This is a genomic window from Anaerobutyricum soehngenii, from assembly GCF_009697165.1.
Classification (GTDB): Bacteria; Bacillota; Clostridia; order Lachnospirales; family Lachnospiraceae; genus Anaerobutyricum; species Anaerobutyricum soehngenii.
The window spans coordinates 271,415-285,742 of record NZ_VULP01000001.1 but is presented as its reverse complement, the minus strand read 5'-3'; the positions used below and the strand labels follow the sequence as shown (position 1 = coordinate 285,742).

Genomic DNA, 14,328 nt, shown 5'->3' with positions numbered 1-14,328 from the left:
ATAGGAATCATTCATTAATTCATTACTAATTCATTACCATTTCTTCTGCTGTGCCAGTTCCTCATAAAACATACAGTAATCATCATAACGCATTTTGCTGATTTTTCCTTCTTCTAATGCTTTTTTCACTTCACATCCAGGTTCATGAATATGACAGCATCCGTTAAACTTGCATGTATTTTCATAAGGTGTAAATTCAGGAAAATAATACTTCAAATCTTCTTTTTCAATATTTTCAAGGAAAAGAGAACTAAAGCCCGGTGTGTCCATCAAGTATGTGTCTTCTCCAATATAAATTAATTCTGAATGTCTTGTCGTATGCTTTCCTCTTTTAATCTTCTCACTGACTTCTCCTGTCTCCATCTGCCTGTCCTTGCTAATGCAATTTAAAGTAGATGACTTTCCGACTCCGGAGGGTCCTGCCATAATGGTTGTCTTTCCTCGCAGAAGCTCTTCTACCTGAGTAATCCCCTCGCCTTTTGCTGCTGCTTGAAACACAACGATACAGCCGCTGTTTTCATAATCTTTTCTTAACTGTTCCTGCTGCTGCTCTGTAGAGAGGTCTGTCTTATTAAAACAGATGATTACCGGTATCTCCTGTTGCTCCATTGTAATCAGAAAGCGATTCAGCAAATGAAAGTTCGGTTCTGGTTCATGAACAGAGAAAATGACAAGCGCCTGATCCACATTGGATGCCATCGGACGAATCAACTGATTCTTTCTTTTATGAATCTTTACAAGGTTTCCTGTTTTTTCTTCTTCAGATAAAACATCAATATCTACAACGTCACCAACATTCGGTTTCATCTTTTTATTGCGGAAAATACCTCTTGCACGACATTCATAAAGTCCTTGCTGTTCTACATATACATAATAGAATCCTCCGATTCCTTTCATAATCTTTCCTGTCATTCTTTCCTCCATAAAATATGCAAGCTTCTAATCTGAAATCGCACTTAAATTTACACTATATGTGTTATATTGTTTGCCATTTACATACATAATTACAGTTCCGCCACCTTCTCTGTCTCCTTCAAATGTAATGTTTAGCGGAAAATCATCATTGCTTACACTACTCTTCGAATAAATAGTACTTTCCCAGGAATCCTGCTTTAACACAAGCTTTACGCTTCCGGAAGCCCCCTCATCAAATGGCTGTTCTTCAATGTTTACGCTTCCTTCATAACGATAACTTTCCTGTTCTCCAAGGCTTAGAACAATCGATACTTTTGTTCCCTTATCTACTGATGTTCCTGACTCAATTCCCTGAGAAATAACATCGCCTACGCCAACTTCTCCACTATAGTCATAGCTTACTGTACCAAGCTTTAATCCAACCTGATTCAGCTCTCTTTCTGCAACACTTTGTGAAACACCGATTAGTGACGGTACGGTTGTCTTTCCTACACCTTTACTAATCGTAATCGTTACAGCAAATCCTTTATTAACGATGGTTCCACCTTTTGGACTCTGTTTGATCACATAACCTTCCTTTACCGTATCGCTTGTCGCATATGCTTTCTTTACTTTGAGTCCAGCCTTCGTTAATTCTTTTTCGGCCTTTTTCTCTGTATAATTCACCATAGCCGGTACTTCCACTTTTTCTGCAGTTGTTGTCGCATCTGCTGACTCTTTCTTACCAAGTGTAATCTTTACTGTAGAACCAATTGCAACAGCATCATCTTTATTATACTGTTGTTTTTTTACGATAAGATCACTATCTGCACTGCTGCTTCCGTCTTCATATGCAAAGTCTGCTTTTAATCCCAGCGCTTTCATCTCATCTTCGGCCGCATTTTTCGTAAGTCCGATCAGATTTGGCATCTTTGTGTATTTTGTCTCCTCCGGCTTTGATGCGGTCGTTGCCTCCTTCGGTGCTTCTGTTGTTGTCTCAACCGCAGCCTGTGTCGTTCCTTTATTAGAAGATGTCCGGAATAAATGAAGAGAATTTCCAACAAGATAAAAGACGATACAGGCAACTAAAACACCAAAGACAATCGTAATTACAAGAATCAGCTTTTCAAGCTTTGGATTCATGGATGCATCATCTTTATAATCTTCTTCCTCGTCTCCCTCTTCTTCTGCTCGAGATCTGTTTTTCTCTACATCTCTTTTTCTTTCTGTTCCTATCAGGGATTTACGAATTTTCTCTATGTCTTCTGTATTTCTCTGAATTGTCGGTGAATCATCTACTAGTGGGTTCACATAGACATAATTACCGTCTGGAGACAAAAATACCTTCTGCAGATCAAGAATAAGTTCTGCTGCACTCTGATAGCGCTGTTCCGGCTGCTTCATAGTACATTTTAAAATAATTTTTTCTAGGCTGGATGGAATATCCGGGAAATAACAACGCGGCGGAGTAATTTCATCCCGCAAATGCATCAATGCAATCGCAACTGTATTTTCCCCATCAAAAGGAACCTTTCCCGTAGCCATCTCATAAATAGTGATACCAAGAGAATAAATATCACTTCTTTCATCGGCATAGCCGCCTCTTGCCTGTTCCGGTGAAAGATAACGTACCGATCCCATCGCACTTGATGAAATCGTATCATCTCCTGTTGCTGCTCTGGCAATTCCAAAGTCTGTAACTTTAATTGTTCCACTGTCTGACACCAGAATATTTTGTGGCTTAATGTCTCTGTGTATAATATGATGCTCATGTGCAGCCTGCAATCCACTTGCGATCTGAATTGCGAAGTCTACGGTCTCTCTGGCACTTAAGCGCCCATATCGTCTGATATAGCGTTTTAATGTCATTCCTTCCGCCAGTTCCATCACGATATAATGGATACCTTCTTCATTCCCGGCATCATAAATATTTACAATATTAGGATGAATCAATCCGGCTGTAGACTGCGCTTCTACTGTAAACTTTCGCACAAAGCTTTCATTATCACAATACTCCCGGCGCAGAACCTTGATTGCTACATAACGGTTTAATTTATGGCATCTGGCTTTGTATACATCTGCCATACCTCCGGAACCGATATGTTCGAGTATTTCATATCTTCCAGCTAAAATAGTCCCTTTTTGCAGCAATGTCTTCACCTCCCACTTCTATTCCGGGCGATGACAACCGCAATATTATCAAGGCCACCATAAAACAAAGCTTCTTCTATGCATTTGCCTGCATATTCTTCTTCTGTACAATCCTCTGATAAAATCTCTTCTAGTTTTTCATCGTCTACCATATTTGTTAATCCGTCAGAACATAATAAAAGCGAACTTCCTTCTTCCATGTCAACAATGAAGAAATCCGGCTGAATATCTTCTGCCACACCTACTGCCTTTGTTATAATATTTTTCTGTGGATGATTCCGGCTTTCTGACCGGTCAATCTCGCCAGCTCGAACCAGTTCTTCCACGAGAGAATGGTCCATTGTTACCTGACGGATCTTGCCATCAAAATAATATAGCCGGCTATCCCCCACATTCATAATATATGCTGTTTTATCTACTACTGTCGCTGCTACAAATGTTGTACCCATTCCTGCATACTGTTCTTCTTTACAGGACAGTTCGTATACTGCTTCATTTACTTCATTTAAAAGTCGTTCCATAACGAGGAAGGGAAGTTCTTTCTTCTCTTTCTTCGCCAGCTCTACAAAGCGGTTTACCGCATAAGAGGATGCCTTATCGCCAGCCTTATGTCCACCCATTCCGTCTGCTACAATGTAGAGATTGGGGAAACAGCCAATCGGCTCATCAGAAAAAAACAGATAGTCCTGATTTACTTTTCGCTTTCTTCCAATGTCCGTCATGCCGAAAGATTTCATTCATTCCCACTCCTTTCTTTATAGCTTTTCCTTAACTGTCCGCACGCAGCTTGAATATCTCTTCCCATCTCCCTGCGGACCGTCACCTGAATATGCTGTCGTTCCAGTATATGTTTAAATGCCGTTACATTATTCTGTGTAGATTGTTCAAAATCTCTTTCTTTGATTGGATTTACCGGAATAAGATTAATGTGGCAGTTCATGCCTTTCACTCTTGAAATAAGTTCTTCGGCATGTTCCTTTTTATCGTTAACTCCTTTTACAAGGCTGTATTCAAATGTAATTCTCCGGCCGGTTGTCTTCGTATAATACTTCGCAGCCTTCATCAGTTCATCCATAGAATATTTATTTGCAATCGGCATCAGTTCTTTTCGCATCGTATCATTTGGCGAATGTAAAGAAATCGCCAGGGTAACCTGCGGATTTCTATCTGCAAATTCATAAATCTTTGGTACGATTCCGCAGGTGGATACTGTAATATTTCTATGACTGATATTCAATCCTTCCGGTGAACAGAGCAGTTCGATCATACGGCATAATGATTCAAAATTATCAAATGGTTCTCCAGTTCCCATTACTACAAGATGCGATACTCTCTCCCCTGTAGCTTTCTGAATCGCATAGATCTGATCGAGCATTTCGGATGGATATAAGTTTCTTGACAATCCAAGTAACGTAGATGCACAGAAACGGCAGCCCATACGGCAGCCTGCCTGTGAAGAAATACAAACGGAGTTTCCATGTTTATACTTCATCAATACACTCTCTACCATATTTCCATCATGCAGAGAAAATAAAAACTTCTGTGTACCATCTATCTTTGATACATAATGTTCTACTTCTTCTACTCCATAAAAAGGATGTTCTTTTAAAAGCTTCTCCAGACACTTTGCCGGAACATTGCTCATCTCCTCCGGACTTCTTACCAGCTTCTGATGCAGCCATCCATAAATCTGCTTTGCCCGAAACTTCTTCTCTCCAAGTTCTACTATACAATCTGTCAGTTCTTCCATTGTCATGGATTTTAAATCCATCTATCTCGCCTCCGGTCTTTCAAATTTTGAAATGAAGAAGCCATCACAGCTATCCTTACCCGGTATCAGCTGTAAATATCCCTGACTTCCTGTTCTGCCTTTAAGGTTCTCTGGCAGATAGTCTTCTATCGATACCAGACGCATTGGTGTATTCTCTTCTATCCAGCGGATATTCTCTACATTCTCTCCCCGGTTCAGTGTACAGGTAGAGAATATCATCTCTCCGCCTGGTTTTACATACTTCCAGATAATGGAAAGTATATTTCTTTGCAGCTGTGCAAGCTCGGAAAGCTGCTGCTGTGTCATCTGATATTTGATATCATTCTTCCTTCCCATAATGCCCAGTCCACTACAGGGAAGATCTGCAAGAAGAACATCAACACTTTCTAAAAGACTTTCATCTTCTACAAGTGCATCCCATTGCTGTACTTCTACATTCTCATAACACATCCGGTCTTTATTCTCCTCGATCAGATCTGTCTTATATTCTGTTAAATCTCTCGAAAGAACCTTTCCGGTTCCATGAAGCCGGTCTGCCGCATGGAATGTCTTCCCACCTGGTGCCGCACAGACATCAAGAACAAAATCGCCTTCGTTGATATCCGCGACTTCTACAGCAAGCTGTGAACTCTCATCTTGTACCGCAAACTTTCCCTGACGGAAAGCTGCAAGCTTCCCAAGATAATTCAAATGAGAAATCGTAAGGGCATAAGGAAGGTAGGTTCCTCTTTCCACACTGACCCCTTCTTTTTTCAGTTCTTCTTCTAATGCCTCTGGTGTGATCACAGAAAGATTGGTACGGATTGTCAATGGTCTTGCCTCTAAAAAAGAAGCAAACATCGTCTCCGCAGTTTGAGCATCATACTGGTCGATCATGAGACGACTAAGCCATTCCGGTACAGAATATGTGATGCTCAGATACTTATCAAATTCTTTTTTGTCAGGAACAGGCAGACGGTCTTTCTCTCTTACGATGGTTCGTAAAACTCCGTTTACAAAACCACTGAGTCTTCCAAATCCTCTTTTTTTTGCAAGAGATACTGCCTCCGAACAGGCAGCCGCATCTCTTACATCCATAAACAAGATCTGGTATGCTCCCATTCGCAGAAGAGAGCGTATGAGCGGCTTACACTTTTTCATTGGCGTTTTTGAATACGTATCAAGGATATAATCTAGATAAATCTTTCTCTCTGTTACTCCCTCACAAAGTCTGGTATAAAAAGCCCTGTCAGACTTTTTTTCAAACTGGTGGCGCATCAGTGTCTCTCCGATTGCAATATGAGAAAGCTTTTTATTTCTTTCAATATCAATCAGCGTATCGAGAGCTTCCGCTCTCATGTCTGTCCGCTTCTCCATCTGCTTTTCCTTTCTTTTTCTCTGACCTGTTAACGGTTGTTTTCATTATCTTGTCCAAGCAAAGTTCCGATTTCTACTTTATGTCCAAGTAAAAATGCCTTTACCGGCATTCTCTTCTTGCCCTGAATCTGTACTTCGTTCAGTTTAAGCAGGTTCTTTCCTGTCTGCACATAAAGGGCATCCGGTGTAACTTTTACAACGGTTCCTGGCTGTGCATCACTGCTTTCTTCTTCCACATCAGCATCCCAGATCTTAAGTGTCTTATCATGAAATGCGGTATACGCACTTGGCCAGGAATTCAAGCCTCTGATCAGACGTTCAATCGCTGCCGCATCTTTATTCCAGTCAATCTTACCTAAATCCTTTGTAAGCATTTTTGCATAGCAGCTATCTGCATCATTCTGCGGAGTCCGTACGGCTGTTCCATTCTCTAACTTTGCAAGAACATCTAGTAACAGCGGACCTCCTGCCACTGCAAGCTTATCATGAAGAGATTCTCCGGTTTCTTTCGCATCAATCGGTACAACAACGTGTTCTATCATATCTCCGGTATCTAAGCCCTTTTCCATATACATGATCGTAACACCGGTTTCCTTTTCTCCGTCAATAACGGACCACTGAATCGGTGCTGCGCCACGATACTTTGGAAGTAAGGAAGCATGTACATTAATACATCCATACTTCGGCATATTTAAAATGCTTTCCGGAAGAATCTGTCCAAAGGCAGCAACAACAATCACCTCTGGATCTAGTTCACGAAGGACCTGAACAAATGCTTCTTCTCTTACCTTTACCGGCTGATAAACCGGAATCTCATGTTCTAATGCCTTCTCCTTCACCGGTGAAAATGCCATCGCTTTACCGCGGCCTTTTCTCTTATCCGGCTGTGTCACGACACCGACAACTTCATGCTTCTCTATAAGAGCTTCTAATGTAGGAACCGCAAAATCCGGTGTTCCCATAAATACTACTCGCATTCTTCTTCCTCCACATCGTGATACGGCTCATTAGCTCTCTCTCCATAAAGAATACCGTCAAGATGATCCATCTCATGTAAAAGAGCTCTTGCACGAAGTCCCTCTCCTTCAATAATTACAGGATTCAGATCCATATCAAGTGACTTAACCTTAACATAATCTGCTCGTGTCACACTGGCACACTTTCCTGGGATACTTAAGCATCCTTCTTCATCGGTCTGTTCTCCGGATGTTTCAATAATCTCCGGATTAATTAAAATAATCGGATCACCATCCATAACATCAATGACGCAGATTCTTCTTAAAATTCCTATCTGTGGTGCTGCTAAACCAACCCCTCTTGCCTCATACATTGTATCGAACATATCCTCGATCAGTGTCTCGATTGAAGGGGTGATCTTCTGTACCGGTTTACATACTTTATTTAAACATGGATCGCCAATAAAGCGAATTTTACGAATTGCCATTTCTTTTCCTCCTCGTGTTTTTAATGCACTCTCGATTATAACATCGTAAGCGCCTGTCGTAAAGTGAATTAGTAATGTGAGAGCGGGTCAAAATCAAACTGTATGGATATTCCCGCAAACATCGGATGCTTCTCTAAAACTGGCTCTAACCGTCTCTTTAAATCCAATAATCTTTCTTCTTCTTTATGTTTTAAGTAAAGAACCTGTCTATATACATCTTTAAGTTTTGAAAGACTCGCCTGTCCGGGATTTAAAATCTGTATCGGATTACTCTCTCCTGACTGACTTTGCTCTATTATCTTTTCAATACGGAGCATTGCGATAATCGACTGCGATTCATCACCGGATTGTATTAGGATGACTAACATATGTGCGCATGGCGGATAAGCCATTAATTTCCGGTATGTATATTCTTCCTTAAAGAAATTCTCATAAGAATGTCTGGCTGCAGCAACAATCGCATAATGTTCCGGAGAGTATGTCTGGATAATAACATTGCCTGCCTTCTCTCCTCTTCCGGCTCTCCCGGCTGCCTGACATAAAAGCTGGAATGTTTTCTCACCGCTTCGAAAATCCTGCTCGTGAAGAGACAGATCCGCTGCAAGGATTCCTACTAAAGTGACATTGGCATAATCATGCCCTTTTACGATCATCTGGGTTCCCAGAAGAATATCTGCTTTCCCAGCTGCAAAAGCAGCAAGCATCTCTTCGTGGGCATGCTTTCTTTTTGTCGTATCCATATCCATTCGAAGTACTCTGGCAGCTGGGAATTCCTGATGAAGCGCCGCTTCTACCTTTTCTGTTCCAAGGCCAAATGCCGCCACATGTGGACTTTTACAAATCGGACACTGTTTTGTGAACACTTCTTCATGCCCACAATAATGACAACGTAGCTTTCCATTCCGATGATAGGTCAGTGTAACATCACAATGCGGACACTTGATCACCTGACCACAGGCCCGGCAGGAAACAAAACCTGCAAAACCCCGTCGATTTAAAAACAGCATAATCTGTTCTTTTCTTTCCAGACATTCCGTTATCTTTTTATGAAGTTCCTCGCTAAAAATCGAACGGTTGCCCTTTTTAAACTCTTCTCTAAGATCAACAATCTGTGTCTTCGGTAAGATGGCATTCCCGGCTCGCTTTTTTAAGGTCCATAACTGATATTCTCCGTTTAATGCATGTGCATATGCCTCTACAGAGGGAGTAGCAGAACCCAGAACAACACTGGCTCCACAAAGCTTAGCCCGATAAATAGCGGTTTCCCTTGCATGATACTTTGGGGAAGTATCACTTTTGTAGGCTCCATCATGTTCCTCATCTATCACGATCAGCCCCAGCCGTTCTGTTGGAGCAAACAGAGCCGAACGTGCCCCAATGATAACATCTGCCTCACCTGCCCGGATTCTCTCACAGGCATCTGACTTCTCTCCCTTTGACATTCTGGAATTAATGACAGCAATTCGTTCTCCAAAGCGCTCATAAAAACGTCGTACTGTCTGATAAGTAAGCGAGATTTCCGGAATCAGCACAATAACCTGTCTGCCTGCCGCAAGAACTTCATTAATCAAAGAAAGATAGACCTCCGTCTTACCACTTCCTGTAATACCGTATAGCAGATAGGTTCTTCGCTCTCCCTTCCTGTATTCTTCTATAAAATTATCTACGATTGCTCTTTGCTCATCATTTAAAGGCCAGCCCTGCTTTCTTGTTACAAGTTCCGGAAATGGGTTTCTATACTTAATCCTTGACTCTAACTTTATAATCCCCTGTTCTGAAAGCTTTCTAAGCTCTTTCAAAGGAAAATTACATGTCTTCACCGCTTCTTCTTTTCGCATTCTTTCTTTTTTGAGCAGTGTTGATAAAAATCTTGCTCTGGCTGCAAAATGCTTACGTTCCCATTCACAAAGTAATTGCTGCGCCGTATCTTTTTCTATGGAAAGTGTGATAAAAACTTCTTCTTTCGGTTTCATTTTTGTCTTTACCGGCAACACTGTCCTAAGTGCCTGTATCATTGTCGAGCCATACTTTTCTTTTAAAAAAGACGCAACCTGGATCAATTCAGACTCTACAGAAATCCCCTCTGTATTTACCCGGAGAATTTCCTTAATCTTACTTTCCTCATAGTCTGCCTCTTGGCAAATCGCAATGACATATCCTTCCGTTTCCCGGTTTCCTCTTCCAAACGGAACGAAAACCCGACTGCCTGGCCGCACTTCTTCCCATAAGGAAAGAGGCACTCTGTACTGGAATACCTTATCGAGTGCCTCATGGGAAATGTCTATAATTATGTCAGCATATCTTATATTACTGTCTCCCATACTATTTCCCTTGCTTTAATATTTACCGTCAAGAACATCCTGAACGATTTCTTCTTCGCTCATATGATACTTCTTGCCTTTAATCTCCTGATATGTTTCATGACCTTTTCCGGCAAGAACTACGATATCGCCCGGCTGTGCGTGATGCATCGCATAGGAAATCGCTTCCCGGCGGTCAATAATAGAAATATATTCCCCGTCTGTCTTTTTCATTCCTGTTAAAATATCATCGATAATTGCCTGTGGCTCCTCAAATCTTGGATTATCCGATGTGATAATCGTAAAATCTGCAAGCTTGCCGGATACTTCTCCCATCTCATAACGGCGAAGTTTGGAACGGTTTCCGCCACATCCAAATAAACTGATCAGTCTTGGAGGATCATATGCTCTTAATGTATTCAAAATACTCTCTAACGCTACTGCATTATGTGCATAATCGATAATCAATGTATAATCATATCCTGTAGGTACAATCTGTACTCTTCCCTTCACACTGAAATGACGAAGCGCTTTATTCATCTGTTCTACTGTTACACCCATATGTCCGGCAATGCAGATTGCTCCTAATGCATTATGCACATTAAATGTTCCCGGTACCCCGCAAGAAATTCTGCCTTCATATGTTCCCTTTAAATCAAAATCCACACCTAAGAAATCTCTGTCTCTCGTAAGTGCTACATCATATGCCACTAAATCTGCCTTTTCATTCAAGCCAAATGTCTCGATCTGGCAAGTGGCATTCTTCGTAATCTCTGCAAAATGCTCATCATCAAGATTCGCATATCCATATTTACACTGTTGAAACAGCTTTGCCTTGCAAGAAAGATATTCCGCAAAATCCTTATGTTCATTCGGTCCGATATGATCTGGAGAAAGGTTCGTAAATAAGCCGTAATCAAACAAAATTCCGGCAGTTCTGTCTAACTTAAAGCCCTGTGAAGATGCTTCCATAACAACTACATCACAGTCCTCTTCTGCCATCTGTCTGAAATAGCTGTGAATATCATAAGATTCCGGTGTCGTATTATTGACAGGGATATGTTTCTCTCCAATAACAACCTCAATCGTTCCGATGACACCAACTTTATGTCCGGCTTCTTCTAATAACGCCTTTACCATATAGGTTGTTGTCGTCTTTCCCTTCGTTCCGGTAACAGCGATTGTTGTAAGTTCATTCGCCGGATAACCAAACCATGCTGCTGAAATCAATGCCATAGCATAACGAGTGTTATCTACTTTGATCACTGTTACGTTTTCCGGTACTTCTACTGCGTCTTCTACAACTAAAACTGCTGCTCCCTTTTTGACTGCCTCTGCTGCAAACGTATGTCCATCAAAAGAAGCTCCCTTAATACACAAGAAAAGACAGCCTTCTTCTATCTTTCTTGAATCATTCACTACCGCACTGACCTTTACATCTGTGCTTCCCTGTAAACATGTATACTCTATATGTTCTAATAACTGACTGCACTTCATTTCAAACGCTCCCTTCAAATCCGGAAAATCCGCTTTTCTTCTTTCTTTTATCTTTAAATCGACATACATCGATTCTATCATCCATTATTTCATACGTATTTTTATTGTAGCTGTTTTATAAAAAAGCGTCAACATCCATCCACTCTAAAAATTTCCTGTCTTTTTCGTTTGCTCAAACAAGAATACATTCCCCAGAATAACAATGCTCCGAAAAATGCACCTGTACTGTCCACACAGACATCAAAAAAACGGCAACTTCTTCCCGGCACAAAATACTGATGAAATTCATCACTGCAGGCATACAAGGCACAAAAAACTTCTGCTCTTAAAAAGATCTTCCATTTCTTTTCTTCTAGCAATCGTTCCATGCGAAAGCAAACCCATAAATATAAATTGATGGTAATACTCAACACTGCATATTCTGAAAAATGTGCACATTTCCGAATCGGTAACTCTATGATCGCTGCGATTTTAAGCATCCTCTCTTTTGGAAACTGTTCCGGGAAAACGGAACTGACTTCACGAACAAGCCGAATGCATACTCCTTCACTTAAATGCGAGGAATGCGTGGCATCTGCTGCTGAAAAACAAAAAATCATGCATAACATAGCAATTACCAGGAATGCTGATAAAATATAGGCTGCTTTCCACTTGCCATCTGCTTTTAAAAACGTATCTTTTTTGATATAAAAAGGCAGACCCTGGATACTGGTGTCTGCCTTTTTCTTACTACTCCACATTTGTAAATGCCGGATCAACTTCTCCTAATTCTTCAAACTCTTCGTTAGAAAGATTCTCTTCATCTTCAACAACATCATCTCCCGGAAGAATCTTAAGTTTAGAATCATATAATTCCTTAACAGCAATGGATAAAGGTTTCTCTCCTTCCATTCCACTTACTAAAGGTTCATCACCTGCAATAATCTCTCTTGCTCTTTTAGAAGTTGCAATAACAATAGAATAACGGCTGTTGATAACCGGTTCTTCTCCCTGTTCGCCTTCTTTATTAATCTTTTCCATTAACTCTGTATAAGATGGGTGTAACATAAAATAAGTCTCCTTTCTCTTTGTCTTATTTGTCTTTATCGATGTTTTCTTTATATTCTTCCAAGCCCTCTCGAAGGCTTGCCACAAATTCCTGTCTCTTTGTAATACGACAGGACTCGCTTTCAATAATAGAATGAATCGTATTCATACAATCTTCAAGCTTACCTTCTTCGTTGCTGACGATAAACTCATACTGTTCAATACTTTCTGCTTCTTCCGCTGCTCTTCGCATTCTCTTCTCTACGACTTCTGCTGTCTCCGTACCTCGTCCGATCAGACGGTTCTTAAGTACTTCGATTGATGGTGCTGTAATAAATAAAAGAATTGCATCCGGATACTGCTCCTTTATCTTCATCGCACCCTGTACTTCAATCTCAAGGATCACAACATGTCCTGCTTCAAGCTCGTCTTCTACAAACTTTCTTGGAGTTCCGTAATAATGATCTACATACTGTGCGTATTCAATAAATCCATTATAATCGATCAAACGTAAGAAATCATCTTCTGATTTAAAGTAGTATTCTCTTCCGTCCTGTTCTCCTTCTCTCGGCTGACGGGTTGTTGCCGAAACCGAAAGACTGTATCCAAACTTTTCAACGAGAGCTTTGGATACTGTTCCTTTGCCTGCACCGGAAAATCCGGAAATTACAACTAATGTTCCCTTATCTTTCATTTTCCTCATCCTCATCACTGCGTTTATTATGGCATCTGGAAGATAACGTATCTGTCGTAAGGGCAGATAAAATAAGATGGTCACTTTCCATAACAAGCACTGTCCTTGTACGCCGTCCACAGGTGGCATCAACTGCCTTTCCTTCGTCTCTTGCATTCTGTATCATTCTTTTGACTGGCGCGGCATCTGTACTGACCATGGAAATAATCTTATCTCCATTCACCATATTTCCAAAACCTACATTAATAAAATCTGCCATTCTCTCTCCGTCTACTCTATATTCTGCACCTGTTCACGAATTTTTTCAATCTCTGTTTTTAAATCAATTGCATGATCTGACACTTCGATATCATTCGCCTTTGATAAAATGGTGTTCGCCTCTCGGTTCATCTCCTGTGCAATAAAGTCGAGCTTACGTCCGACATTACCGCCCTTTAAGAGTTCATCACGCATTCCATCAATATGGCTCTTTAAGCGGACAGTCTCTTCATCTACACAGATCTTATCTGAATAGATAACAACTTCTGCTGCAATACGGCTCTCATCTATATTAGAGTCTTCTAGAAGTTCTGCAACTTTATCTTCCAGCTTTTTACGGTATTCACTGACAATCGCCGGATACCTTTCTTCGATAAAGGTAACATTCTCTTTCATTTCATCAAGCTTTATAAGAATATCGCTTCTGAGATTCTCGCCTTCTTTTTCTCTGCTGGCAGAAAAGTGATTCGTAGCTTCTTTTAAAACTTCCATGATCTGTTCTTTGATCGAATCCTGATTCACAGGCACATCTTCTAACGTAAGTACATCAGCAAATCTTCCAATCTGTAATGCGGTCACTTCGCTTGAAATCCCAAGCGTTTCGCCTAATCTTGTCAGTGCGGCATAATACTCCCTGCCCAACTCTTCATTCAGGCGGACATTCACATCTTTTGCCGATAAATCTTCGTAATTTATAAAAACATCTACTTTACCACGCTGAATAGATTGTTTTAAAAAGTTCCGGATATCCACTTCTAAATAATTAAGCTTTCTTGGAAGCTTCATATTCAGATCGCAATATCTATGGTTCACCGCTTTAATTTCCACAGTTACCTTACAGTCCTCTGACACACTCTCCCCGCGTCCGAATCCTGTCATGCTCTTAATCACTTTTCTCTCACCTCATATCTAAAAACATTATAATCCTCAAAATTTT

14 protein-coding genes are annotated in these 14,328 nt (G+C 40.7%); all 14 read right to left on the bottom strand.

The window, feature by feature from the left end:
- Positions 1 to 33: 33 nt before the first annotated feature.
- The 14 genes from rsgA to FYJ25_RS01190 all read right to left on the bottom strand — a co-directional run bounded on the left by rsgA (position 34) and on the right by FYJ25_RS01190 (position 14,282).
- Positions 34 to 912: a ribosome small subunit-dependent GTPase A gene (gene rsgA / locus FYJ25_RS01255; protein WP_021908008.1), complete on the bottom strand. Its 879-nt coding sequence runs from the start codon at positions 910 to 912 to the stop codon at positions 34 to 36.
- A 27-nt stretch (positions 913 to 939) separates the two neighbouring features.
- Positions 940 to 3,045, bottom strand: a complete 2,106-nt coding sequence (gene pknB, locus FYJ25_RS01250; RefSeq protein WP_154580336.1) for a Stk1 family PASTA domain-containing Ser/Thr kinase — start codon at positions 3,043 to 3,045, stop codon at positions 940 to 942.
- A gap of 5 nt (positions 3,046 to 3,050) precedes the next feature.
- The gene (locus FYJ25_RS01245; protein ID WP_021908010.1) at positions 3,051 to 3,782 is read right to left on the bottom strand and encodes a Stp1/IreP family PP2C-type Ser/Thr phosphatase; all 732 of its coding nucleotides are present in this window, start codon (positions 3,780 to 3,782) and stop codon (positions 3,051 to 3,053) included.
- Positions 3,779 to 4,816: a dual-specificity RNA methyltransferase RlmN gene (rlmN, locus tag FYJ25_RS01240; RefSeq protein ID WP_154580335.1), complete on the bottom strand. Its 1,038-nt coding sequence runs from the start codon at positions 4,814 to 4,816 to the stop codon at positions 3,779 to 3,781. The genes FYJ25_RS01245 and rlmN overlap by 4 nt, the downstream gene beginning before the upstream one ends.
- The gene (rsmB, locus tag FYJ25_RS01235; RefSeq protein WP_205677370.1) at positions 4,817 to 6,172 is read right to left on the bottom strand and encodes a 16S rRNA (cytosine(967)-C(5))-methyltransferase RsmB; all 1,356 of its coding nucleotides are present in this window, start codon (positions 6,170 to 6,172) and stop codon (positions 4,817 to 4,819) included.
- A 29-nt stretch (positions 6,173 to 6,201) separates the two neighbouring features.
- Positions 6,202 to 7,149, bottom strand: coding sequence for a methionyl-tRNA formyltransferase (gene fmt / locus FYJ25_RS01230; RefSeq protein WP_154580334.1), 948 nt, complete (start codon positions 7,147 to 7,149; stop codon positions 6,202 to 6,204).
- Positions 7,140 to 7,616 (bottom strand): peptide deformylase, encoded by a 477-nt coding sequence (gene def, locus FYJ25_RS01225; protein WP_154580333.1) that lies wholly within the window; start codon positions 7,614 to 7,616, stop codon positions 7,140 to 7,142. Before def ends, fmt begins: the two co-directional genes overlap by 10 nt.
- Before the next feature lie 68 nt (positions 7,617 to 7,684).
- On the bottom strand, positions 7,685 to 9,937 hold the full coding sequence (gene priA, locus FYJ25_RS01220) for a replication restart helicase PriA (protein ID WP_154580332.1): 2,253 nt from the start codon (positions 9,935 to 9,937) through the stop codon (positions 7,685 to 7,687).
- A 15-nt stretch (positions 9,938 to 9,952) separates the two neighbouring features.
- A complete protein-coding gene (locus tag FYJ25_RS01215; RefSeq protein ID WP_154580353.1) occupies positions 9,953 to 11,413 on the bottom strand; it encodes a UDP-N-acetylmuramoyl-L-alanyl-D-glutamate--2,6-diaminopimelate ligase in 1,461 nt (486 codons plus the stop codon).
- A gap of 128 nt (positions 11,414 to 11,541) precedes the next feature.
- Entirely contained in the window at positions 11,542 to 12,153 is a 612-nt protein-coding gene (locus tag FYJ25_RS01210) for a VanZ family protein (RefSeq protein WP_154580331.1), read from the bottom strand.
- Entirely contained in the window at positions 12,143 to 12,460 is a 318-nt protein-coding gene (gene rpoZ / locus FYJ25_RS01205; RefSeq protein WP_021908018.1) for a DNA-directed RNA polymerase subunit omega, read from the bottom strand. Before rpoZ ends, FYJ25_RS01210 begins: the two co-directional genes overlap by 11 nt.
- Before the next feature lie 25 nt (positions 12,461 to 12,485).
- A complete protein-coding gene (gmk, locus tag FYJ25_RS01200; protein ID WP_021908019.1) occupies positions 12,486 to 13,133 on the bottom strand; it encodes a guanylate kinase in 648 nt (215 codons plus the stop codon).
- Positions 13,123 to 13,392 carry a DUF370 domain-containing protein gene (locus tag FYJ25_RS01195; RefSeq protein ID WP_021908020.1) on the bottom strand — a complete coding sequence of 90 codons (270 nt, stop codon included), beginning with the start codon at positions 13,390 to 13,392 and terminating at the stop codon, positions 13,123 to 13,125. Before FYJ25_RS01195 ends, gmk begins: the two co-directional genes overlap by 11 nt.
- Before the next feature lie 11 nt (positions 13,393 to 13,403).
- Entirely contained in the window at positions 13,404 to 14,282 is an 879-nt protein-coding gene (locus FYJ25_RS01190) for a YicC/YloC family endoribonuclease (RefSeq protein ID WP_330578214.1), read from the bottom strand.
- Positions 14,283 to 14,328: the final 46 nt, after the last annotated feature.

What these genes read in the sequence shown, in the direction of transcription:
- FYJ25_RS01195 (WP_021908020.1), bottom strand. Translation starts at nt 13,392, where the DNA reads ATGGCAGATTTTATTAATGTAGGTTTTGGAAATATGGTGAATGGAGAT.
- rpoZ (WP_021908018.1), bottom strand. Translation starts at nt 12,460, where the DNA reads ATGTTACACCCATCTTATACAGAGTTAATGGAAAAGATTAATAAAGAA.
- rsgA (WP_021908008.1), bottom strand. Translation starts at nt 912, where the DNA reads ATGACAGGAAAGATTATGAAAGGAATCGGAGGATTCTATTATGTATAT.
- rsmB (WP_205677370.1), bottom strand. Translation starts at nt 6,172, where the DNA reads ATGGAGAAGCGGACAGACATGAGAGCGGAAGCTCTCGATACGCTGATT.
- gmk (WP_021908019.1), bottom strand. Translation starts at nt 13,133, where the DNA reads ATGAAAGATAAGGGAACATTAGTTGTAATTTCCGGATTTTCCGGTGCA.
- rlmN (WP_154580335.1), bottom strand. Translation starts at nt 4,816, where the DNA reads ATGGATTTAAAATCCATGACAATGGAAGAACTGACAGATTGTATAGTA.
- FYJ25_RS01210 (WP_154580331.1), bottom strand. Translation starts at nt 12,153, where the DNA reads ATGTGGAGTAGTAAGAAAAAGGCAGACACCAGTATCCAGGGTCTGCCT.
- fmt (WP_154580334.1), bottom strand. Translation starts at nt 7,149, where the DNA reads ATGCGAGTAGTATTTATGGGAACACCGGATTTTGCGGTTCCTACATTA.
- FYJ25_RS01245 (WP_021908010.1), bottom strand. Translation starts at nt 3,782, where the DNA reads ATGAAATCTTTCGGCATGACGGACATTGGAAGAAAGCGAAAAGTAAAT.
- FYJ25_RS01215 (WP_154580353.1), bottom strand. Translation starts at nt 11,413, where the DNA reads ATGAAGTGCAGTCAGTTATTAGAACATATAGAGTATACATGTTTACAG.
- priA (WP_154580332.1), bottom strand. Translation starts at nt 9,937, where the DNA reads ATGGGAGACAGTAATATAAGATATGCTGACATAATTATAGACATTTCC.
- def (WP_154580333.1), bottom strand. Translation starts at nt 7,616, where the DNA reads ATGGCAATTCGTAAAATTCGCTTTATTGGCGATCCATGTTTAAATAAA.